This is a genomic window from Microbulbifer variabilis (assembly GCF_020524905.1).
In the GTDB taxonomy this organism is placed as follows: Bacteria; Pseudomonadota; Gammaproteobacteria; order Pseudomonadales; family Cellvibrionaceae; genus Microbulbifer; species Microbulbifer variabilis_A.
The window spans coordinates 24,937-49,499 of the sequence record NZ_JAIVKI010000006.1 but is presented as its reverse complement, the minus strand read 5'-3'; the positions used below and the strand labels follow the sequence as shown (position 1 = coordinate 49,499).

15 protein-coding genes are annotated in these 24,563 nt (G+C 51.3%); 5 read left to right on the top strand and 10 right to left on the bottom strand.

The genetic code is table 11. The annotated features are described in order from the left end of the window. Positions 1–649: 649 nt before the first annotated feature. The 4 genes from LC073_RS09020 (at position 650) to LC073_RS09005 (ending at position 10,182) form a co-directional block, all read left to right on the top strand. Positions 650–5,776, top strand: coding sequence for an alpha-2-macroglobulin family protein (locus LC073_RS09020; protein ID WP_226646277.1), 5,127 nt, complete (start codon positions 650–652; stop codon positions 5,774–5,776). Next, positions 5,773–8,145, top strand: a complete 2,373-nt coding sequence (pbpC, locus tag LC073_RS09015; RefSeq protein WP_226646275.1) for a penicillin-binding protein 1C — start codon at positions 5,773–5,775, stop codon at positions 8,143–8,145. The genes LC073_RS09020 and pbpC overlap by 4 nt, the downstream gene beginning before the upstream one ends. A gap of 254 nt (positions 8,146–8,399) precedes the next feature. Continuing rightward, entirely contained in the window at positions 8,400–8,864 is a 465-nt protein-coding gene (locus tag LC073_RS09010; RefSeq protein ID WP_226646273.1) for an AgmX/PglI C-terminal domain-containing protein, read from the top strand. 757 nt (positions 8,865–9,621) lie between these two features. After that, positions 9,622–10,182, top strand: coding sequence for a YdeI/OmpD-associated family protein (locus tag LC073_RS09005; RefSeq protein ID WP_226646271.1), 561 nt, complete (start codon positions 9,622–9,624; stop codon positions 10,180–10,182). 454 nt (positions 10,183–10,636) lie between these two features. On the opposite strand, the gene LC073_RS09000 is transcribed toward LC073_RS09005, so the two are convergent. The 7 genes from LC073_RS09000 to LC073_RS08970 form a co-directional block, all read right to left on the bottom strand. Continuing rightward, a complete protein-coding gene (locus LC073_RS09000; RefSeq protein ID WP_226646269.1) occupies positions 10,637–13,276 on the bottom strand; it encodes a TonB-dependent receptor in 2,640 nt (879 codons plus the stop codon). Positions 13,277–13,564: 288 nt separating this feature from the next. Further along, the gene (locus tag LC073_RS08995; protein WP_226646267.1) at positions 13,565–14,314 is read right to left on the bottom strand and encodes a 2OG-Fe(II) oxygenase; all 750 of its coding nucleotides are present in this window, start codon (positions 14,312–14,314) and stop codon (positions 13,565–13,567) included. Between the two features lie 225 nt (positions 14,315–14,539). Then, positions 14,540–15,721 carry a 2-methylaconitate cis-trans isomerase PrpF gene (gene prpF, locus LC073_RS08990; protein WP_226646265.1) on the bottom strand — a complete coding sequence of 394 codons (1,182 nt, stop codon included), beginning with the start codon at positions 15,719–15,721 and terminating at the stop codon, positions 14,540–14,542. Next, positions 15,722–18,319, bottom strand: coding sequence for a Fe/S-dependent 2-methylisocitrate dehydratase AcnD (acnD, locus tag LC073_RS08985; RefSeq protein WP_226646263.1), 2,598 nt, complete (start codon positions 18,317–18,319; stop codon positions 15,722–15,724). Positions 18,320–18,450: 131 nt separating this feature from the next. After that, on the bottom strand, positions 18,451–19,578 hold the full coding sequence (gene prpC / locus LC073_RS08980; RefSeq protein ID WP_226646261.1) for a 2-methylcitrate synthase: 1,128 nt from the start codon (positions 19,576–19,578) through the stop codon (positions 18,451–18,453). A gap of 98 nt (positions 19,579–19,676) precedes the next feature. Beyond that, complete coding sequence (gene prpB / locus LC073_RS08975; protein WP_226646259.1) at positions 19,677–20,555, bottom strand: methylisocitrate lyase; 879 nt, start codon at positions 20,553–20,555, stop codon at positions 19,677–19,679. A gap of 3 nt (positions 20,556–20,558) precedes the next feature. Further along, entirely contained in the window at positions 20,559–21,224 is a 666-nt protein-coding gene (locus LC073_RS08970; RefSeq protein ID WP_226646258.1) for a GntR family transcriptional regulator, read from the bottom strand. Between the two features lie 320 nt (positions 21,225–21,544). Between LC073_RS08970 and LC073_RS08965 the strand changes: the two genes are divergently transcribed. Continuing rightward, positions 21,545–22,072, top strand: coding sequence for a DUF2062 domain-containing protein (locus tag LC073_RS08965; RefSeq protein WP_226646527.1), 528 nt, complete (start codon positions 21,545–21,547; stop codon positions 22,070–22,072). Here LC073_RS08965 and LC073_RS08960 read toward each other — a convergent pair. From LC073_RS08960 to lolD, 3 genes are read right to left on the bottom strand one after another with little or no spacing between them, the layout of a single operon-like run. Further along, positions 22,069–22,464 (bottom strand): hypothetical protein, encoded by a 396-nt coding sequence (locus LC073_RS08960; RefSeq protein ID WP_226646256.1) that lies wholly within the window; start codon positions 22,462–22,464, stop codon positions 22,069–22,071. The two genes, LC073_RS08965 and LC073_RS08960, sit on opposite strands and share 4 nt — an antisense overlap. 26 nt (positions 22,465–22,490) lie before the next feature. Further along, on the bottom strand, positions 22,491–23,750 hold the full coding sequence (locus LC073_RS08955) for a lipoprotein-releasing ABC transporter permease subunit (protein WP_226646254.1): 1,260 nt from the start codon (positions 23,748–23,750) through the stop codon (positions 22,491–22,493). Further along, the gene (gene lolD / locus LC073_RS08950; protein WP_226646251.1) at positions 23,743–24,495 is read right to left on the bottom strand and encodes a lipoprotein-releasing ABC transporter ATP-binding protein LolD; all 753 of its coding nucleotides are present in this window, start codon (positions 24,493–24,495) and stop codon (positions 23,743–23,745) included. Before lolD ends, LC073_RS08955 begins: the two co-directional genes overlap by 8 nt. Between the last annotated feature and the right edge of the window lie 68 nt (positions 24,496–24,563).

The following is a 24,563-nucleotide window of genomic DNA, read 5'->3' as shown; positions in this document are numbered from 1 at the left end:
CCCACCACCCATATGCATCATACAACTAGAAAGTATATGGTGCATACTTGGCCATATATAATGGACTTTGAATTCACCCCAACCTCCACTATATAACAATAATTACCGACTTTTCATATGAAACATTCTTAAAAATTGGATACATTCGGTTTATATTGTGCAGTAATTGGATTAAGGCAACCTTAGTTATAAAGTTATATGTTCCCTGAGCACCAAATTAAAGAATATCACCGTCGCCCTACTATTTTTACTAGCAGCCATTACCTGTTATGTACTTGATGTACCTGTTGGCGGGGCCTTTTTTCTCGCTTTTGGTATTGTTTTTTGAGAGGATCTTCTGGATAAAACTGTTCAAACGCAGAAGAAAGTCAGCCTAATAGCTAGTATCTTGATATTTCCACCAAAGCAAAGAGGCGTTGGCAGCTTAATCGAGCCTCAGCGACTCTATTTTTGTTCCTCCTTCTAGCTCTAACGAACCACATTCTCCTCTCACCGATACCTCCTTAAGCTACTCATCCCACCTCTGTTGATATTCATTCTCAAAGCTCAATACCCTTACTCACTCACATTGAGCGATACGAAAGCTTGAGACAACTTTCAAGACCAACTAACTTGTCCGCCACTTCATTCCACCAACTAGGAAATAGCCATGCTCCCTCACCGCTTACCGCGTTGGATTGCGGTCACTCTTCTCTGCCTTGTTGCTGTAGCCTGCACGCCAGAGAAACCGGAAAAGCCGGGCGAGCCCTCTGCTGATATAGCATCTACGCATGGCCCACTCAAAAGCCGTGATGAAAAATCAACGGAAGAAACACCCCCATTAGTCTCTGCTCCAAAGATTAGTGGTAAAGAAGCTAGCAGTGAGACTGGATCAACAACTTCCGATACCAAATCCATAAGCAGGTCCAGTGAAGAAGCTCCTTCGCAGGCTACGACTTCCAACAAAGACACAATGCCGGTGGTTGCGGGTTCAACGGAGCGTGCTCTTACGGTGCTTCATATAGGCGAGCGGGTCTACAAAGATACACGAGCTATTGCGGTGATCTTTTCCGAGCCCCTGCTGGGGAATACCCATTTTGGTTCCTACCTGACCCTCTCCCGCGAAGATGGTGAAAATGTTGATGGGGGCTGGATTTTATCCGACAACCAGAAGACCCTTTATTTCACCAACATCGAGCCGAATACCCGCTACCGAGTAACGATAAACCCCGGTTTGCCCAGTGAGGATGGATTCGAACTACAGAAGTTGAAGAAGGAAACAGTTCACACGCGGCGCATCGAACCCAGTATCAGTTTCACAAGTAACGGCAGTATATTTCCGGCTACGGTATCTCCTGGTTTACCGGTGACAGCTGTCAGTGTTGAGGCGGTGCAAATCCATTTTCACAGGGTGAAGCCTGAGCACTATTCCGATTTTTTTAGCTTGGTCAACAATCAATCCCTGAGGTACTACTACCAGCTAAGCGCACTGAACAATGTTGCCGAGTTAGTCTACAGTGCACATTTTGACCTCACTCAGGAAAAATATGTTCAACGAGATTTCGATCTCTCCATCGGCCATATTGAGCCTCTAAAGCAGCTAGGCATTTATGTTGCAGTCATGCAACCGGCCGGTGTGTACAACACCAACCTTTTCGATGCCACTCACTTCTCTATTTCTAACTTAGGCCTACATGCCCGTTACTACCCGGAAAGCGTTGACCTCTATGTTTCTTCTCTGGATGAAGGGAAATCATTGAAAGGCATCCAAGTGGAGTTACTAGACAACAAAGGAAGACTGATCAAGCAGCATACGACCTCTAAAGATGGGCATGTTCGTTTTCTGCTCAGCCAGGAGCAGGAAGACTCCCAGCGCTTCTTTGTTGCGCGAGACCCAGATACCGGCCATTTCTCCTTGTTAGATTTGCGTGAACCGGCGCTGGACCTGTCGGACTTCAAATTAGGCCAGCGCCCTTCCAGGCCGATGGAGTTCTTTTTGTACGGTCCCCGGGACTTGTACCGCCCCACGGAATCCATCCAAGTTAGCGGCCTGTTACGCAATTACGACGGGCGCTATTTAAAAGACTTGCCGATCAAAGCAGACTTGATCAAGCCCGATAACACCAGTGCCCATACATTCACCTGGCACGCCAGCGCGCCGGGATACTACGAGAAGCACCTTCCCCTACTTCAAAATGCTCCGACAGGTGAATGGCGCTTGGAAGTTGAGCTGGCCGATGGACGCAAAGTGAATTACCCGTTCAAGGTAGAGGAGTTTCTGCCTGAACGTATGAAGTTGGTATTACAGGACGGTGAAGAGCGAAGCCTGGTTCAGGGGCACGATAAAGCCTTGGAACTGGAAGTTGAGGGAAGCTATCTGTACGGCGCTCCGGCAGCGAGCAACCGTCTGGAAACCCTAGTGCAAGTCAGCCACTACCGGGAACCCTTCCCTCAGTGGAAAGGCTTTTTGTTTGGGGACTCCACCGAGCAATTGCCGGTGCGTCAGTTTAATGCCCCCACCATCGAGCTGGATGACGAAGGTGTTGGCAAATTGCCGCTGCGCTCCCGTTGGAATCGAGCGAAGAGCCCGCTAAAAATCAATCTGGTTTCCAGCCTGTTCGAATCCGGCGGTCGTCCGGTAACTCGCCAACATCCGGTGCTGGTTTGGCCAAAGCATCCAGTAGTCGGCATTCGCCCGAACTTTGGCAAGGAGAATCCCTCGGCCAATAGCAGGCCAGAGTTCGAAATTGTCGTAGCCAATGCACAGGGTGAACCGGTCACCGGTCGTAACCTCAATGCAGTATTAATCTCGGAGGACCGCCAATATTTTTGGGAGTACTCCGCTAGCCAGGGTTGGCATTATGAATACTCCACTGCCGAGTTCGAATCTTTCAGCCGCCAGCTGCAATTTAATGAAGAGACTCCCCTGAAACTCACCGTGCCAGTGGAATATGGCCACTACCGCTTGGAAATTACCGATACTAAAAGCGGAGCCACAAGCAGCCTGCGCTTCCATGCCGGGCGCGACTGGTATTACTGGTGGCGTAAAGACCAAGTAGCGAAAGGCCAGGCGGCCCACCCGGATACTGTGGCTTTATCTCTAGATAAACCCAGGTACTCACCTGGTGATTTGGCGCAACTCACTATAGTGCCGCCGGCAGACGGTGAAGCGTTAGTGTTGGTAGAAAGCGATCAACTGCTGTGGTCCAAGCGTGTACCGGTAGAGAAATCGGGTACCAAGATTGTAATCCCCATTTCAGCAGACTGGGACAGTCACGATACTTATATTACTGTGACCGCATTACGTCCGGCCGATAAGAACGAGCGTATCGCCCCCAACCGCGCTTTCGGGCTGGCTCATTTGCCACTGGACCGGGAAATCCGACGCTTGCCAGTGCGCCTGGAAGCCCCAGCACGCGCCCTGCCCGGCTCGGAAATAGAAATCACTGTAATCTCGGACCTGGATTCCATCGGCAAAAATGGCGGCACAGCCTGGACCACTTTGGCAGCGGTAGATATAGGCGTGCTCAATATCACCCGCTTTGAAACACCAGATCCCTTTGAAGCCTTTTTCGGGCAACGCCGCTACGGTGTTGATGTCCGCGATGTCTATCACCGAATTATTGATTCCGGTAATGGCAAGCTGTTGGAGCAACGCTTCGGTGGAGATGCGGAACTGGCACGTGGTGGAGAAGAGCCTAATTCCGATGTGCAAATAGTTTCACTATTTTCCGGCCCGGTGGAATTTGATCAGCAAGGCAAAGCCAAAGTTTCCCTTCAGCTGCCGGAATTCAATGGCAGCCTGCGCCTAATGGCGGTGTCATTCAGTAAAGAGGGGTTTGGCAGTACTGAAGGAGAACTGACAGTCGCCTCCCCATTAGTGACCCAGGCAGCTCTACCCCGTTTTATGGCTCCCGGAGATACCAGTACGCTAGCTCTTGACCTGAATAACCTGAGCGGCCGCACACAAAAGCTGACTGTGGAAATGCGATCTGTGGGCGCCGTGGATATGGAAGTGGGGGAGCGCTTGTTAGAGCTGGCCGACGGCGAGCGCAAAACTTTGCGATTCCCCATAACCGCCAAAGACGCCACTGGTGATGCTGAATTCCAACTGGTTGTCCGTGGTGCGCTAGATGAAGATGGCCAAGCTATTTCCATTGAACGCCAGTGGAGACTGGGTGTTCGCCCAGCCTGGCCCGCCACCACGCACACCCAGCGACGCCTGCTGGGCCAAGACGAAAGCTTCAGTATTGATACGGCTTTCCTCGACTCACTGATGCCGGATACAGTGCAGACGCTGGTCTCCCTGGATAGCCGCCCGCAATTGCAACTGCAGGATCATCTGGCAAGCTTGCTGGGTTATCCCTATGGATGCCTGGAGCAAACTTCCAGCCGCGTTTACCCATTGGTAATGGCAACGCCACTACAACAAGAAAAATTGGGCATCGAACCTCTGGAAGAGAGTGAGCGTGCGAAACGTATCGATGCCGGCATCGAGCGCATCTTTAGTATGCAAAAAGGCAACGGTGGTTTTGGCCTGTGGAGCTCGGAATCTCCGGAGAACCAATGGCTCACGGCTTATGTGGCCGACTTGTTACTGCGCGCTCGGGACCAGGGTATTGTGTTCGATAACGCACGCCTGGAGTCCACCCTAAAGCGCCTGCAGGAATATGCCCGCGAACGCGGTAGCTTCTATCAGCAGCGTTACAGCAGTGACCCTGACTTTTACGCTTATGCTGCCCGCTCCTATGCCGCCTATGTGTTGTCCCGTGTACAAAAAATATCGCTCGGCCAATTGCGTAGCCTGTATGAAAACGGCAGTACTATGACCCAGTCGCCCCTGCCGCAATTACACATGGCAATTGCATTGCACGCGATGGGCGATACCGCTCTAGCTCAGGAAGCCTTACAAAAAGCCCTCTCCATTGAACGCAAACGTCGCGATTATTACGGCGATTATGGCTCCGATCTGCGCGATACTGCACTGATGATTTCCCTATTGCTGGAACACGATTTAGCTACCGACAAAGCCGAAGGATTACTGTTTGAAATGGTGGATCTACTTCGCGAACGCGAGTACCTAAGTACGCAGGAACGTAACAGCGTGTTTATGGCCGGCGTGCAGTTGCAGCTGAATAGTGGCGAGAACTGGTCTGCCTCTCTGAGTACCAATGATGGCTTGCGGGAATTAAATCGTGACACCCCATATAACACCCTCTTCCGAGGCCGTGAGGCTGCAGAAGCTATTGAGGTGACCAGCCAAATAGAAAAACTTTTCGCTGCTATGACCACCAATGGCTACAGCAAGCAGGCACCGGCAGAGGTGATGGATAAGGGCGTTAAGGTCAGGCGCAGCTACCACAAACTAGACGGTTCAACTGTGGCACCCACTCAGGTGCGGGAAGGTGAACTCTATCTGGTGCGCCTGCAAATCGACGCGGACCGACGCCTACCCGATCTTCTCGCTGTCGACCTGCTGCCTGCAGGGTTCGAACTGGAAAACCAGAACTTGGCCGATAGTATCAAAGTGGATGAGATTGAGTTCGACGGCAAGAACATCGCCCAATGGCAGGAAGATCAGGACAATGTTCAACACGTGGAATTCCGTGATGACCGCTTTGTGGCAGCGCTGGATCAATCGGAATGGAAAACCACCAACCTCTTCTACATTGCCCGAGCAGTAACTCCCGGTCGCTACCAAGTACCTCCTCCTTTTGTGGAGGATATGTACAACCCTGAGCGCTTCGCGATTGGCAAAAATCCAATGGCGCAAATGCAGGTAATCGGCAAGCAGTGAAACTGTTCGCCACTCTAACAGTCCGATGGAAAAACAGCAGTCGCGTATTTCGCGCGCTGCTGCTCTCTCCTTTCATTCTTTTGGGTTCACTCTTAGCCCTGGATACTATTTTTCCTCCGCCTTTGCCTGAAGCGCATGGTTTTGCGCGGGTAGTGGCCGATCGCCATGGCAAACCGTTGCGCTTCTTTGCCGATAATCGCGGAGTATGGCGTTACCCCATCACTCAAGAGGAGGTATCGCCACGATTTATTGAGGCACTACTCACCTATGAGGATCGCCATTTCTATCAGCACCCTGGAATCAATCCACTTGCTCTCGTTCGCGCTGCCGGCCAATACCTTGTTAATGGACATGTGGTCTCCGGTGGCTCCACCCTGACCATGCAGGTAGCGCGCCTGTTAGACCCTCATCACAGAACTTTAACCGGTAAAGCTAAACAAATGTTGCGCGCCCTGCAGCTGGAGTGGCATTTCAGCAAGCGGGAAATTCTCGATCTCTATCTAAACCTTGCACCTTATGGCGGGAATATTGAAGGCGTGGAAGCGGCCAGCCGTTTATACCTACGCAAATCGGCTGCCGACCTTACCCACGCCGAAGCAGCACTGCTGGCGGTACTGCCCCAAGCTCCTAGTCACCTGCGCCCGGATCGACACCCACATCGCGCTCAGAAAGCGAGAGACAAAGTACTGACCAGGTTGCAGACCTACGGCGTTTGGAGCAAAGACGAAGTCGAGCGCGCGCAGCTAGAAAACATCTATGCAGAGCGCCTGGAATTCCCACACAACGCGCCTCATCTATCGCGCAGGCTGATAGAAATGATCCGTGATAAAGAGGTGATTCACACCACCATCGACGGCAATATTCAACGTGGGTTGGAAGACTATCTGCACGACCATATGGAAAGCTACCCACAAAGGACTTCTGCCGCTGTTGTTGTATTGGAAAATACTGATTTATCTGTGCGTGCTTATGTAGGCGCCTCCCATTTCGGCGATGGGCGTCGATTTGGCTATGTGGATATGGCTAGAGCCATACGCTCGCCCGGTTCCACTCTAAAACCGTTTCTATATGGGCTGGCAATCGATGGAGACCTGATCCACAGTGGCTCCTTACTCAGTGATGCACCGCGAATTTATGGCGATTACCGCCCAGAGAATTTCCACCGTGGTTTTTCCGGCCCTGTCAGTGCCACTGCCGCTTTGCAACGGTCTCTCAATATTCCAGCCGTACAATTATTGGAGCACTACGGCCCCGGCCGATTCGCAGCAACATTGGAAAATGCTGGCCTGTCACTGCAATTCCCCAGCGGCGGCAAACCCAATCTGGCGATGATATTAGGTGGCGTAGGCGCCCGCCTGGACCAACTCACCGGAATTTATGCTGCCCTCGCACGCGGCGGACTCGCTGCAGCACCCCGCTATTTACCAGAAACTCCACTGAGAGAGAGACATCTGATGTCCCCGGAGGCCGCCTGGATCACATTCGAAATGTTGGCTTCCAATCGCAATGGCTCACGCCGCTGGCGCAATCTGGTAAGGCAAACCAAAGCAGATATTGCCTGGAAAACCGGCACCAGCTATGGATACCGCGATGCGTGGGCGATCGGTGTAACCCCCAGTTATACCGTAGGTGTTTGGGTAGGCCGCCCAGATGGCACCCCTCTACCCGGCTACTATGGCTCCATCAGTGCTACACCACTATTAAACGCAGTGATTGCAGCACTGCCAGGTAACAAACAGCAGCACCTGGCAAGACCAGAATCAATTGCTAAAACCGAAATATGCTGGCCGTTAGGTGGCCAGAAGTCGTTAACCGAAGATGAACAATGCCACCAAGAACACAATGCCTGGCTGATCCACGGCCGAGCACCCAGAACCCTACCGCCGAAAGGCGAGCCCTTGCACGCTGCGCAAACATACCGCTTCTTTACCAACCAACAGGGGTTGCGTGTTAAACCCAGCTGTATGGACTCATCGGCTGAAAAGCGAAGCATAGCCTTGTGGCCAAAAGAACTGGAATCCTGGCTGCCCACAAACCAAACTCGGGCCCAACAAATTCCACAGACAGCACCCGAGTGCAAAGCCCCTGCTGCAACTTCGGGCACACCATTAAAAATTGTCGGTGCCGACAATGGCAACCACTACCGCCCTACTGGCAACAATGCTCCTTTACCACGTTTAAATCTTAGTGCGATTGGTGGGCAAGGGAAACGCTACTGGTTCGTCAATGGCGAACCTAAAGGTGAAACTTTGGGCACTCAAAATCTTGAACTCTCACCTCAAAATGGCCAGCATCAAATTGCCGTGTTGGATGAGAGTGGGAATGTGAATCGGATTGAAATATACGTGGGGATAAGCTATTCAATTTAGCGCCAACGATATGGACAGAGATAAAAACTATCGCAGAGCTAATGAACTCCAAGCTTCCGGGAAGCTTTCTCAAGCTCTTAAGTTGTATTCACAATTAACGGCCTCATCTAATGACCCAAGATATCACACTGCAGAAAATTCACGGATCTTAGATATAACCAATCAATATACTAGCCTCCCCCTAGAGATAACACCTAGAACAGCCTAGGTGCTTGGTCATGGATGTCGAAGCATGAATGGTAAAGTAACCCGATTTGCTCATAGAAGCATTTTTTTGTGTCAGCCTTACTCTCTGCAGTAATCTTGCCCATGCGGAAATTTATCAGTCGGTCGATCAAAATGGGCATATCAGCTTTTCTGACAAAAGGCCCGCTGGTATAGCGTCTGTCACCCTTAAAAGAACCGGCAAGAAAAAGCGAGAGCGCAGCAGAACTGAAATCCAGCAGGTATTTGATAAACACAAGGGCCAGCTTTATCGTTTATACCTGAATGCGCGCAAACAAGACCCAGACCTTAAAGGCGGAGTCGAGTATATTATCGATATTGAAGCCAGTGGCGAGGTTGCCAATATCACATTAGCCAGCTCCAGCCTCAATTCCAAGCCGTTTACCGATCAGTTAATGGCCAAAATTCAGCAAATTAACTTCGGAGCCAGTGACGCACGGAGAACAACAACTGTCTACCCAATGCAATTTTACCCGCCCAATAACAGTCAGTAGACTCTTCAACCTTGCCCGCTAGGGATCAATTATCCCGCTAATTTGGATATGGATAATTGATTACAGCAGAGTCTACAGGTAGGAAATATAGATGCTAAGTCACTGCGAGTAAGTTACAGTCAAAAGCGGTTTTCAAATAAAACTTCATATAGAGATAGCTGGCCTTACACTCACTTTCCACTTTCGCTGCCATTCCGATTGCCTTCATTATTTCGAACAAATAACCATCAGTTATGGTTGATAAATTTAGCTATTTTTCGGATCAAATCCAACTATTGCGTCCACATCATAGATGTATGAGTTTTTGGCCTGTGCGGCGAGGTCACAATTGGGTATTGTTTCGTCCATTTGTAACTGGCACCTGCTCTCATAAAATTCGCCATGGTGGAGATATAATCTCTGTCCAGCAAGGATGGAAACCCCACAATCTTAATGAGGTCAATAAGTTTTTGGCGAACTCTAACGACACAAATATTTGTGGCAGACATCTTTATACATAGCCATATTTGATAGTTTATATTAAACAAACAAAACAACATGACTTTCTTCTTGACTTAATTCAAAAAATAGACTCAGATAGGTAGTAATCTCTTCAATCTTGACATGTGATTTTTCATTCTTTTACCTTATTCACAGCACCCACAATCGAATTCAGAAATACAGTTTTTAACGCCTTCATTGTGCAATAGACGTAAATATTACCTATAAATAGCAATCAACATACGCTGTCAAATTCTACCGAATATGGAGGTGCACTTTGATTAATAAAAAATCCAAGGATACATCTGCACTATTTCAAGCAAAACTACATCGCCCAAAAAAAGCTGAGGACAATTCTTCGTGGGCATTTATAGTTTTACCTAAGGACGCTAGCGATAAGCTCCCGAGACGAGGAAGAACAACTGTTGTAGGGAGTATCAATAACCATCAATTCCAAGCAATGCTTGAGCCTGATGGAAAACTGAGTCATTGGTTACAGGTAAATAAGAAGCTCCAAAAAGCGGCGGGCATTGATGTTGGCGATATCGTAACCTTAGAAATCAGACCAGTTGACAAAGAACCTGACCCGGAAATTCCCTCAGACTTAATGGAAGCATTGGCATCGACCCCTGAGGCAAAAGTCACCTGGAATGATACAACCAATATCGCTCGCCTTGATTGGATACATTGGATTACATCGGCCAAGCAATCTAAAACCCGAGCAAAACGAGTTAACGATGCTTGTAATATGCTTGCCAAGGGGAAAAAACGCGTCTGCTGTTTTGATCAATCAGGCTACTACAGCAAGGCCTTTAGCGCACCTGAAGCGGAGGATTGAACAAGTTAACTACGCTATTACAATATAGCAGTTAAGACTTTCTCTAACAGTCATCGGCTCTCACATTCCGGCTCATTAGAATAATTTAAGCTTAGGAACTAATATCTAAAAGTTTCAAAATAATTGATAGCATAAAGATTTTATTTAATCTTTTACTCGCAATACAACCCTTTGCCTTTTCCCTCCGCTGGTTAGAATTTTAATATTAAGGAGAGCTGATGAGATCATACATTCCATATTGGCACCAGCAAAAAACCAAACATACGTGAGAGCTCAAGCCTTGAACTCATTAAAAACCCAGTTGATATAGCTCGCTCAGCAAGCAGCTAGGTATTTAGTGCTCCAAGAACCTCCTAAAAAATCTGCAACCCCCTTCTGATACTTAGTGATTACAAGGCAGTCATCGAAGCCTTCTAACTATACCTAAAGGGGGTTACAGAGTTTTCTCAAGTATTTAGAAATTGTAGTTAAAGCGTACACCATAACTCATCGGAGTTGAGAAAGGACCGGAAACCAGGCCATCACTACCATCTGCATAATAAGGAACCACTTCGTCAGTGATGTTATTGCCAAAAGCTTCAACATTCCACTGGTCATCCGGGCTCACATACTTCACAGAAGCATTTACCATCCAGAAAGAATCGCGGCTGTCATCAAAAGCAGAAGTATCACCAGTGGGGAAGTCGTGCTTGTCAACATTCCAGTAGGTTAGATAAGACTCATCTTCCCAGTGAATACCGACAAATGGAATGATCGCTCCACCGTGAGCCAACTCAAAAGTGTGATCGTAGTTGATGGTGAAGCTGAACTCAGGTGACGCCGGCAGCTCATTTCCTTTCAGGTTACGGTAGAGTTCTTCGTTGCTGTTATCGTGAGCTGTGCTCCAGTCATCAATCTCAAATAGAGACTGGTTATTGAAGTTCCAGCGGTTCCTGAAATCAGAGGTGATTTCTGTTTTCATCCAAGTGGCAAAACCACTAATTCGGCCATTTGGATATGGAGCCCAGTCAAACTCAAACTCCATTCCCATTATTTCTGCTCTGGCAGCATTTTTTGTGAGGTAAATTACGGCAGGCTCTGTGGTAACCTCTCCCGTTAAATTGCCTTCATCATCAACCTCTTTAACATAAAAAGTATACGCAGTATCCGGCGCGGCCAGCTGCATATCTTTATACTTGGAGAAGAAGAAAGTATTGGCAAGGTTCAAACGACCATCAAGGAAAGTCCCTTTGGCACCAAGCTCCAAAGTGACCACAGTCTCTTCATCGTAGTTGGTATCAAAAGTTGCAGCTACAACACGGTTGCCATCACCATCATAAATATAGTCGGCAGTATCAGGGTCCTGCTCATACTGAGTAATTACATCGCCTAGACCACCTGATTTAAACCCGGATGCAACGTAAGAATACAGCATCACATCATCTGTCAGATCGTAATCAAGACCGATACGGAAATCCGCATTTTCCCAGTCGTCACTAACATCATTGTAAGTGTCTACGGAATAGATTGAGTCATCAGCAAAGTGACCGGTAGACAATTCATTAAAGAGCGCCTGACTGTATGCAGGGAAACAACCGTACTCGCCAGTTGCATCAGTATCAAGTGACCAGTCACGGGTACAGCTTAAGTTATTGCCGCCCTCATCACTTTTTTCGTCATATGTATAGCGGCCACCAAGTGTCAGGTGCAGAGTATCAGTGAGGCTATAAGTTGCCTGGGCAAACGCCCCTAGCGCATCGACATTTCTCTCTGGCTGACGCCAGAATACGGCATTATCCAGTGAAGCCAGGAAGTAACCATTAAGGTCATTGGACTCATGGAAGTAGAACAGGCCTGTAATCCATTGAAGCGGAGCATCATCAGTAGATTGGAGCTGAAGCTCATGGGAATATGAAACATTCTCTGCATCTGTGATGCTCATGCTCATATCCCAAGTATTGCGGCCGGCCTCAACATCGATCAGGTTGCTGCGGTTTTGCACTGCATAGCCAGTGTTGTACACAAACGCTATGCTGTCGCTAAAGTCCCAGCGGAAGTTGGAGCGGAATGAAGTCATAGTAAGGTCAAGTTCACCAGGAACGTTAACCGCTACCGTGTACTCGTCCGCACCAGAGCCATAATAAGTCTCGCAGTTTACGCCATCTGTCCGCAGTTCAGCCTTTTCACAGTCAATGGTATTAATGCCGCCAGCACTGCTGTCTTGGTAATGTTCAACCACTGCATACCAGGAAATATCTTCGGTTGGCTCCCACAGCGCACCAATACGTACTGCCTGCTGGTCAACATTCCCATAGAAGTCATCAGCATCAGCCCTTACCAGGGATACATCCTTAGATGCCCACCAGTTTCCATTTTGGGTGAAAGTACGATCTGCATCATCAGAAAGCGTGGTCGCCCCGAGACTATCTGCTTCGATATAACGGTTGTCATATTGGTTAGCATCGTAGTAACCAGTCAGATAGGAATCCCGTGTTTCATCCATAAAGGATGCGCGAAGTGCAAAGGTGTCAGAAACCGGAATATTAATAACGCCCTTGACTAACTCTTGGTTCCAACGGCCAAGCTCAATACCTACTGAACCTTCGAACTCATTAATTATTGGTCTCTTTGAAATAACGTTGATTGCACCAACCGTAGAGTTTCGTCCGTAAAGGGTACCCTGAGGCCCACGCATGGCCTCTACCCTCTCAGAATCAAACATCATCGCCATAGCAGACTGAGGACGCGATGAGTAAATACCATCAAAGTGTAAGCCGACTGCCGGATCACCCAGCTCGGACGTATTTGTGGAGCGCACTCCACGCATAGAAATTACTGGGGAGGACTGAGAGGCATCGTAGCCAATATCCACATTGGGAATTGTACTACCCAGATCTTTTACATTCTTAATACCCTGGCGATCCAGCTCTTCCTGGGTAAAAGCAGAAATGGCAACTGGGGTTTCCATCAGGTTGGTTTCGCGCTTCGTCGCTGTAACCGTCACCTCTTCTAGTGCCCATTCCTCTTTTTGCTTACTGGTTTCCTGCGCCCAGGCTGAGGCCACCGCTATATTGGCCATTGCAATCGCAAGGGTAATTGGTTTTTTAATTGTCATTGATGTCTCTCCAATCTGCTGCAACAGGAAAGCCGGATTTGATTGTTATAAATGGCTAACCTACGGGCCGTCGGCTGTACGTCGGCTAGGTTAAAATCTCAAAAAGGAGAGTTCTGTGAAACTGAGATACGATGGGGCGGATCGCGATTAGGATCAATCGGACCTTTAAACCAATTGGAAGGTGGTACAGTACCCTAGAGGCCCTGCGATAACCGCAGAGCGCTAGTATGTTTTCCCTCGATAGAAAGGAATTTTAGAGCTTCATTTCAAGGTGGGTAACCCAGTACTTTAACGGGGCGGATCAACTCGATCGGTTACTGAAGTATTTACCCGAAACCAGCCTGCAATAGAGTAGCGATCCCGATTAGCTGGTAGAACTTCGTGGGGAAACTCCTCGCTCAAGAAGGTCACCACCGTCCCCATCAGCGGGGTTACTTTGGTGCCTACCCTATCCTGCTCATCTTTGTAGAGTACCAGCTCACCGGCATCTGCAGTATTCCAGCTTGGATTAAGGTAGACTACCAATGAAAGCACCCGATTCGCTTCTCCGCGAAATGCATCGTAGTGTCTTTTGTAATAGTCCCCAGGCCGGTAATGGGCAAAATGACTTTCAAATGAGAAGAGCCCGAGAAAAAGACGCCTATTGAGATCAACCTGAAGTTGACCCGCCCAGTTGAGCCAGTCTCTACCTGTGACAGATTCCCCGGTAATCCAACAAATTTCATCCGTCCGAACGAACTCATTCAGAAGGTAATCGTCACCACGTCCAATCCCTGCATCAATAAATTTCTCTGCATTCATTTCCTGTTGATAGGTAAAGAGCGCATTGGAGAGAGATTCAGGGAGTGCGGCATGGCGAACACTATAGCCCTGCTCTGTAAGATCCCTTGCGATGTGTGCAAATAGAGTTTCATCGATAGTGTTATCGCCACCGAGCGACATTAACGATTTGGCTGCTACCAAGTTATTTTTCCTGCTAACAATAAGAGGCACGGCGATGGGTGAAAACTTCGCCAAGAGCGCTTGCTTAATAATCAATCTGTATTCTTTCAGAAACAGCGTAAGACCCGAGTGAGATTGCGGCCGATGGTAAGCCGGGTGCTGGAATGGGAGGCTCGGGATGCAGGAAAGGTAGCCCAAAGCTGCTTGAGAGTCTACGAAAGTATTGAGCGAGTCGGCTAATAAAATAGAGTCCCTTTTAGAGTCAAAGCCGACCACTCAAAAGGGGCGGATCCCGCCCCCAAAGATGTGATCAAACCAAGACTAGAAACTATCGCCTGGCACCCTCACCCAGCCTTCCATCAGGATACGGGCACTACGGCTCATAATGGCTTTGGTGGCAACCCACTGGCTATCAACAACTTTCGCATGGGCTCCAACCCGCAATGTGCCTGAAGGGTGGCCAAAGCAGATGGAATTACGATCACCCCCACCGGCGGCGAGGTTGACCAGAGTGCCGGGAATCGCCGCTGCAGTTCCGATAGCTACGGCAGCGGTGCCCATCATGGCGTGGTGCAACTTACCCATGGAGAGGGCTCGCACGAGCAAATCAATATCTTGCGCCGCTACCTTTTTTCCACTGGAGGCGATGTAGTCCTGTGGCTTGGCAACAAAGGCAATCTTCGGCGTGTGCTGCCGGGCCGCGGCCTCCTCCACAGAGGAAATCAGGCCCATCTTCACTGCACCGTAGGCACGGATGGTCTCGAACATGGCGAGTGCCTTGCTATCGCCATTAATGGCATCCTGCAGCTCAGTGCCGGTATAGCCAATATCTTCCGCATTGACGAAGATGGTGGGGATACCGGCATTGATCATGGTCGCCTTGAGCACACCGATCCCGGGCACGTCCAGATCATCGACTGGGTTACCGGTGGGAAGCATGGCACCCTCACCGTCCGAGGGGTCCATAAACTCAATTTCTACTTCAGCTGCCGGGAAGGTTACGCCATCCAGCTCGAAATCTCCGGTTTCCTGCACTTCACCGTTGGTAATAGGCACACGGGCGATAATGGTTTGGCCAATATTGGCTTGCCAAATGCGCACTGTACAAATACCATTCTCTGGAATTCGCGCAGCATCCACAAAGCCGCTATTAATAGCAAAGGCTCCAACAGCCGCAGTGAGATTACCGCAGTTACCGCTCCAATCGACCATGGGCTTATCGATGGAAACCTGGCCAAACAAGTAGTTCACATCGTGATCGGGCTTATCACAGGCAGACAGGATCACCGTCTTGCTGGTGCTCGAAGTGGCACCGCCCATCCCGTCGGTATGCTTACCGTAAGGGTCCGGGCTACCAATCACCCGCAACAGCAAATTATCACGGGCCTCTCCCGGAACCTGCGCAACTTCGGGCAGATCCTGCAAACGGAAGAAAACGCCCTTGCTGGTGCCCCCGCGCATATAAGTCGCGGGGATTTTGACTTGAGGAGCAAATTTCAACATTTAGGCGGTCGCCTCTGCTTCGAGGAAGTCTTTAGCAAAGCGCTGCAGAACACCGCCCGCCTCGTAAATGGAAACTTCTTCAGCGGTATCCAAACGGCAGGTTACCGGGGCCTCAACCGTCTCACCGTTGGCGCGGTGGATCAGTAGAGTCAGCGTGGCATGGGGAGTGCGCTCACCGATCACGTCGAAGGTTTCGGTACCGTCGATGCCCAGGGTTTCGCGGGTAGTACCCGGCTTAAACTCCAGCGGCAACACGCCCATACCAATCAGATTGGTGCGATGAATACGCTCGAAGCCTTCGGCAGCAATCGCTTCTACGCCGGCCAGGCGCACACCTTTCGCGGCCCAATCACGGGAAGAACCCTGCCCGTAGTCGGCACCAGCAATGATAATGAGCGGCTGCTTGCGATCCATATATGTCTCGATGGCTTCCCACATCCGGGTAACCTGCCCTTCCGGCTCGATACGGGCGAGAGAACCTTGGCGGATCTCGCCGCTGGCATCGCGCACCATTTCATTGAGCAACTTCGGGTTAGCGAAAGTTGCGCGCTGCGCAGTGAGGTGGTCACCACGGTGGGTCGCGTAGGAGTTAAAGTCCTCCTCCGGCAGGCCCATTTTTGCTAAGTATTCACCGGCAGCACTGCTGGCGAGAATGGCATTGGAGGGAGACAGATGGTCGGTGGTGATATTGTCACCCAACACTGCCAGCGGGCGCATGCCTTTCAAACTGCGCTCGCCTGCCAAGGCACCTTCCCAATAAGGTGGACGGCGGATATAGGTGCTCATCGGGCGCCAGTCATAAAGTGCTTGGCCCTGCTCTTCTGCGGCATCCCGCTCTTCGAACATGGGAATATATACATCGCGGAACTGCTGGGGCTTCACGCTCTGACGTACGATCGCATCAATCTCTTCGTCGCTGGGCCAGATGTCTTTCAGGGTAATCGGGTTGCCTTCGGCATCGTATCCCAGCGCATCTTTTTCGATATCGAAACGAATGGTGCCGGCAATAGCGTAGGCAACGACTAACGGCGGTGAAGCCAGGAATGCCTGTTTGGCATAGGGGTGGATACGACCGTCGAAGTTGCGGTTTCCGGACAAGACCGCGGTGGCATACAGGTCGCGATCAATCACTTCCTGCTGGATTTTCGGGTCCAGGGCACCGCTCATACCGTTACAGGTAGTACAAGCGAAAGCTACAACACCAAAGCCCATCTGCTCCAGGTCCAACAGCAGGTTGGCCTCTTCCAGGTACATTTTTACCGTTTTGGAACCGGGCGCGAGGGAGGATTTCACCCAGGGCTTGCGGGTCAGGCCGAGCTTGTTCGCATTGCGGGCAATCAGGCCTGCGGCAATCATATTGCGCGGGTTACTGGTATTGGTACAGCTGGTAATCGCAGCAATAATCACGGCGCCATCGGGCATCTCACCGGCTTTCTCTTCCCAAGCCTTGGCGATACCGCGATTGGCCAGTTCCGAGGCCGGCAGCAGCGCGTGGGGGTTGGAAGGACCTGCAAGGTTGCGGCCTACCGTTGTGAGATCGAACTTCAGCACGCGCTCGTATTCAGCATCCTTCAAGGTGTCGGACCAAAGGCCAGTTTCCTTGGCAAACTTCTCTACCAAAGCTACCTGCTCATCATCGCGGCCGGTGAGCTTGAGGTAGTCGATGGTCTGCTCATCGATGGAGAACATGGCCGCAGTCGCGCCATATTCCGGAGTCATATTGGAAATAGTGGCGCGATCACCCAGGGTCAGGTTGGAGGCACCTTCACCGTAAAACTCCAGGTAGGCACCGACCACACGCTCGCGGCGCAGGAATTCAGTGAGAGCCAATACCAGATCAGTACCGGTAATGCCGGGCTGCAATTTTCCAGTAAGTTCCACCCCAACAATATTCGGCAGTCGCATATAAGAGGCGCGGCCGAGCATCACACTCTCGGCTTCCAGGCCGCCGACACCGACGGAGATTACACCCAAGGCATCGACCATCGGCGTGTGGCTATCAGTACCGACACAAGTATCCGGGAAGGCCACACCCTCGCGCACCTGCACCACCGGAGACATTTTCTCCAAATTGATCTGGTGCATAATGCCGTTGCCGGGGGGAATCACATCCACATTTTCAAACGCGGTTTTGGTCCAGTTAATAAAGTGGAAGCGGTCTTCGTTACGACGCTCCTCTACCGCACGGTTTTTTTCAAAAGCATCCTTCTCAAAACCGGGGTGCTCGACCGCGAGGGAGTGATCCACAATCAACTGGGTGGGAACAACTGGATTTACCTTGGCGGGATCACCGCCTTTTTCGGCAATGGCATCGCGTAGACCGGCCAGGTCCACCAGTGCGGTTTGGCCGAGGATATCGTGGCACACCACTCGCGCCGGAAACCAAGGAAAATCCAGCTCGCGTTTGCGCTCGATAATCTGCTTCAGGGAGTCGGTCAGTTTTTCCGGCTCACAGCGACGCACCAGGTTTTCCGCCAGAATACGTGAGGTATACGGCAGTTTGGCATAGGCTCCGGGCTGGATCGCGTCAACGGCGGCGCGGGTATCGAAATAATCGAGGTCGGTACCGGGCAGTGATTTGCGGTAATCAGTATTCATAGCTAGGTAAATCAGTTCAGTCGAATCTTTTTAAAAATCGTGTCTCTTCAGGGAGCGACTCCAGGTCACCAACCAATGGCAACCTGAAGCCGGCACACTGGGTGTGCATCATTTCAATAAAGAAATGAAAATTAACCGCGCTCAGCAATAGGCGGTACTTTGCGCGGTTCGACACCTACATATTCAGCACTCGGGCGAATAATGCGGTTGTCTGCGCGCTGCTCAAATACATGAGCAGCCCAGCCGGTAACACGAGACATAACAAAAATCGGCGTGAACAGCTTGGTGGGAATTCCCATAAAGTGATATGCAGAAGCGTGGAAGAAATCCGCATTACAGAACAACTTCTTCTCGCGCCACATCACTTCTTCACAGCGCACGGATACTGGGTAGAGAACCTTATCGCCCACATCTTCAGACAGTTTCTCGGACCAGGCCTTGATGATCTCGTTGCGCGGATCGGATTCGCGATAAATCGCATGGCCAAAGCCCATGATTTTCTCTTTGCGCTCCAGCATGCCCAGCAGTTCTTTCTCTGCTTCATCCGGGTTGGCAAAACGCTCAATCATTTCCATTGCCGCCTCGTTGGCGCCGCCATGTAGCGGGCCACGCAGGGTGCCAATGGCACCGGTAATGCAGCTAAACAGGTCAGACAAAGTAGAGGCACAAACACGCGCAGTGAAAGTGGACGCGTTAAACTCGTGCTCTGCGTAAAGGATCAGGGAAACATTCATCGCCTGCTCATGCAGTGCGTTGGGTTTCTCACCACGCAACATATGCAGGAAATGGCCACCGATGCTGTCGTCATCAGTATCGGTTTCGATACGCAAGTTATCGTGGGTGAAGCGATACCAGTAGCAGATGATGGAGGGAAAAGCGGCCAGTAAGCGGTTGGCTTTTTCCAATTGCTGCGCAAAGGACTCTTCCCCTTCCAGGTTACCCAGCATGGAGCAGCCGGTACGCATTACATCCATCGGGTGGGCATCGGCAGGAATACGCTCCAGTACTTCTTTTAGCTCTTGCGGCAGGCCGCGCATGCCCTTTAACAGGGCCTTGTATTCCGCCAGTTGGTCGCTGGTAGGCAGTTCCCCATAAAAGATCAGGTAGGCAACTTCTTCAAACTCACAGTGTTGTGCCAGATCTTTAATATCGTAACCGCGGTAAGTGAGGCCTGAGCCGGATTTACCTACCGTGGATAACGCCGTTTTACCCGCTACCTGGCCGCGCAGGCCGGCACCACTCAATGCTTTTTCTGACATCTTCCTTCTCTCCCCTAAATTGACACAGTCTCTGTGTTAATCCGAAAACCGCCGTATGAGCTACCCAATCCGGTAGCTCATACGGATTGCAAAGTGATTTACTTCTTAAACAACTCATCGAGCTTCTGCTCGAACACGTGATAATTGAGGTAGTCGTATAGCTCCTCACGGGTCTGCATGATATCCACTACTGCCTTCTGGTCACCATTTTGCAGAATACTGGAATACACATTCTCCGCCGCACGGTTCATGGCGCGGAACGCCGACAGCGGATACAGTACGATATCTGCGCCTGCTTCACCCAATTCTTTAGCGTTATAGAGTTCGGTTTTACCAAATTCAGTGATATTCGCCAAAATTGGCATATTCAGCGCGTCTTTAAATGCGCGATAGTGCTCCAATTCAGTGACCGCTTCGGCAAAGATGCCATCGGCACCGGCTTCAATACAGGCTTGGGCACGCTCTATCGCCGCTTCCAGCCCTTCCTGAGCGAAGGCATCGGTGCGAGCCATGATAAAGAAGTCATCATCGGTGCGGGCATCCACGGCCGCTTTGATACGGTCCACCATCTCCTGCTTGGAGACAATTTCTTTATTGGGGCGGTGACCGCAGCGCTTCTGCGCCACTTGGTCTTCGATATGTACCGCTGCGGCTCCGGCACGAATCATTTCTTGAATGGTGCGAGCGATATTGAAAGCGCCGCCCCAACCGGTATCGATATCCACCAGCAGCGGAAGCTCACTCGCAGCGGTAATACGGCGCACGTCCTCGAGTACATTGTCGAGGCTGGTCATACCCAGGTCTGGCAGACCATAGGAGGCGTTGGCAACACCGGCACCAGAAAGGTAAATCGCCTTGTGACCAATACGCTCGGCCATGATCGCGGTATAGGCATTGATGGTTCCCACTACCTGCAGTGGTGAATTTTCTGCGAGTGCGCTGCGGAAACGCGCGCCGGCGGAAAGCTTTTGGCTCATGATCTACCTCAGTTTGTTTTCAATATTTTGCCTGGAAGCACGGATATGTCGGCGCATTAACAGCTCCGCCAATTCACCATCCCCCGCTTCTATGGCTTCGATAATGTGACTGTGTTCGCGAAAGGCGCGCTGAGCCCTGGGGCTGGCCATGCCCAGCTGGTAGCGGTACATACGAACACGGTAATAAAGACGGTTGCACAGGGTGTCGATCAGAAGATCGTTCTTGGAGGCCTGCACAATACGAAAATGGAAGTCGAAGTCTCCCTCCGGCTGGAAGTACGCCTTACCGGCTTGCAGCTCTTCCTGCTGCTCGTGGCGGGACAACATCTGGCGCAGTTCCAAAAGGTCTTCCTCGCTGCGCTGTTCCGCGGCAAGGCGGCAAGCCATTCCCTCCAGAGCTTCTCGCACTTCGTAGAGATCCAATAAACCGCGCTCACTCAGTTCTACCACGCGGGCGCCTACGTTTACCCGGCGCTCCAGCAAACCCAGCGACTCCAAACGCATCAGGGCTTCACGCAAACTGCCGCGGCTGGCATTGAAGCGACGGGCCAATTCCGGCTCACTGATTTTGCTACCCGCGGGAATATGCCCCTCCACAATCTCACCGCGCAGAGTCAAAAACAGGCGCTCAGCAAGGCTTTGATGTGGCTCCCGCAGGGGGCTGTTCATTCCAGTCAAACCCATAAGGTATCAATATTGTCGACAATTTTTTATGATGGCAGACCTTAAATGACAAAGACCTGAGCGTCAACTCGAATCATCGTGAACAATTGTTGACAATTTATGGCGCAAAATGACTTCTATCACAGTAGTAGTCTTGCCACCCTTAAGTGGGCATAATAGCGCCCGCGCCAGATACGGCATGCCCTACCACCCTGGGCGCTCTATGCTTATCTGGGGTAGGGAAAAAATCCCGACGAATGAATTTTCCAAACCCCGGTACAGCGCTCATTGACAAGGCTGCCAGCACCCAGGTTTCAGACAGAGTTATGCCGAAGAGTATTATCAGGCGATGGCTGCCAAGCCCCGAAGAAATCCGAGCCAAGAATGGGCTCAAGTTTCTGGGGACTCTTCTCCACGATCCCAACCTATTTCACCTGAACCGACACTCGGTTTCAGTTGCTTTTGCCGTTGGCGTTTTCACTAGCTTTCTTCCACTACCCGGCCAGATGGTTATTGCCGCACTACTGGCTCTATGGCTGCGCTGCAATCTGCCGTTGTCGATCATTTTGGTATGGATCAGCAATCCGGTGACTATGCCTGCAATTTTCTATAGCACTTACAAGCTGGGCGCCTGGATTCTGGGCACCCCCCCAGTCGACTTTAATATTGAGCTCTCATGGGAATGGCTTACGGATGAGGTAGGTAAAATCTGGATGCCGCTGTTTTTTGGCTCAGTACTGGCGGGAGTTTTCTTTGCCACAGTCGCCTACTTCTCTATGCGCGCCCTGTGGCGCTGGCATGTGGTAAAACGCTGGAAACTGCGTATAGAGCGACGTTCTGCGGTTAGCAGCTAGCTGGCCTCATTGCTGCAATATAAGTCGACACAACATAAAGCCACAGCACCTGCCGCAATCGATAGCAATGCCGGCAGGGCCTGATCAGTAAGACCTCCCAGCCCCAAGGCTGTAAACGTACCAACCATAAAAGATATCGATGCCGCCTTGACCCGATTTCCAGCGGCAGTTAGAGCCACCACCCAAACTACCGCCAAGGCGGATAGCATAGCGCCCAGGCATACCAACCACAGAGGAAGAATCTGCCAGCCCTCGGCATAGCAAACAGTCCCCTCGCGCATGCCATCCGGGCAGAAAGTCTTTACCCGCCAATTTTCAAATTTCAGGCTTGCTATAAGCACAAGAACCCAAGAGATGACTGCCGCCGGCAGCGGCAGTAACTTGCGCAGCATCTGTTGGGCCCTGATCAACAAGCTGTCTATTCGTTTCGCAATGCCGCTGCGGGCTGCACGCGACTGGCCTGGAGAGCGGGATAGAGCGTGGCCAACAGGCTGAGCAGGAAGCCCGCACCAACCACTAAAGCCACATCGCTCCAGGAAAGCTCCGATGGTAGATAATCCACCGGATAAACATCAGACTTTAGAAACTGGATGCCGAGCGTGGATTCAAGGCCTGCCACCAGATCGGTTACTGTCAATGAAGCCAAGACACCCAGTGCACCGCCAACGAGTGCACCTACCAATCCCACTAACGCCCCCTGACTGACGAAAGTAAGGAGAATCTGCCGGGTGCTAGCGCCCATAGTGCGAAGAATGGCGATATCCGCATGCTTGTCGATCACCACCATCACCAGGGTCGAGACCACGTTAAATGCGGCAATGGCGATGATCAACAACACCAGCAGCCCCACCAGATTGCGGGACATCTGAATCGCCTGATAGAGATTACCGTGAGTGCGACTCCAGTCCGTGCCGTAATAGCCATCGCGGGGCAGCTCTTTCAGCAGTCTCCGCATAATCCAATTGGCTTCCAGCATCTCGGTCACACGCAGCTGTATGCCAGCACCGCCTTTTTTGCCGGCCAGCCGCTTGGCCTGCTCCCAGGAAACCAGCGCCAGAGACTGATCCAAAACCGTTCCCGAGTGAAAGACTTCCGCCACCTTGAAGCCGGCCACATGGGCGGCGCGACGGCTACCTGAGGCGGCATCGTTGTTCGGTACTATCAAAGACAGATAATCGCCCTGCTCCACCCCCAGTTTTTCCGCAATACCGCGCCCCAGGATCACTCCCGGCTCAGAATCATCGAGTATCGCTGGAAAGGCATCAGGGCTGAGGAAATCACTGATGTTCGACACATTAATGATCGTGTCCGGGTTGACCCCCTGCACCAACAGTGGCGTTACCTCACTGCCACGACGGGCAAGCGCATTCACCTGCCAAACTTCCGCTGCAGACTCCACCTGGGCATCCGCCGCCAGCTGATCGCGCAAAGCGGACCAATCCACCTCCGCAGTGGCGTTGTAGAGAGTGGCGTGAGGCATGATGCCGAGAATGCGCTCACGCAGCTCGCGGTCAAAGCCATTCATTACCGACATCACCACGATCATCAGGGCAACACCAAGCACCAGGCCAATCATCGACAGACCAGAGATAAAAGAGACCAGGCCTGCAGAGTCATCGCTACGGCGCTGGGCTCCCGCATAACGCAGGCCGATAAAGGCGGGGAGCGGCTTAAACATGATCACCCTGGTGCCAGTCACTAAGAAGCTCGCCATCCACCAAGTGCAGGCAGCGGTCCAGGGCCGCGGCGAGATCTGGGTCGTGGGTGACAATCACAAAACTGATACCCATCTCGCGATTGAGCCGGTCCATCAACTTGTGAATCTCCGCTGCCGTCGCCCTATCCAAGTTTCCGGTGGGCTCATCCATCAGCACACAGGCGGGGCGAGCCACCAGTGCCCTCGCGATCGCCACACGCTGACGCTCTCCACCAGAGAGCTGTGAAGGCTTATGGCCGATTCGCTCCCCGAGCCCCACCGCTTCGAGCATAGATTTGGCCTCGGCTCGGGCATTTGCCACGCTGTGCTTGCCTATCAGCAATGGCATAGCCACATTTTCCAGTGCGGTAAATTCGTTGAGCAGGTGGTGAAACTGGTAGACAAACCCTAGGCTGCTATTGCGCAGCCAACCGCGCTCATTGGCATTGAGTTGCGCCAGGTTCTGGCCAGCCACCCAAACTTCCCCCGTACTCGGAGTATCCAGCCCGCCGAGCAAATTGAGCAGGGTGGACTTGCCTGAACCAGAAGCCCCCACGATGGCGAGTTTCTCGCCCCGCTCTACCTGAAGCTCCACCCCACGCAGGACTTCAAGGTCTCTACCTCCCTGGCGATAACTCTTGCGCAACTGGCGGCAGGCAAGGACGGCATCACCGGGAGCCTCTGCCGGCCTTGCCTGCTCGGTGTCTATTTCCACTCGACTATTCATCAATATTTGCCGCTTCCAAATTCTTAGAAATCACTTCATAAAACAAATATAATCAATTGATTTATAAA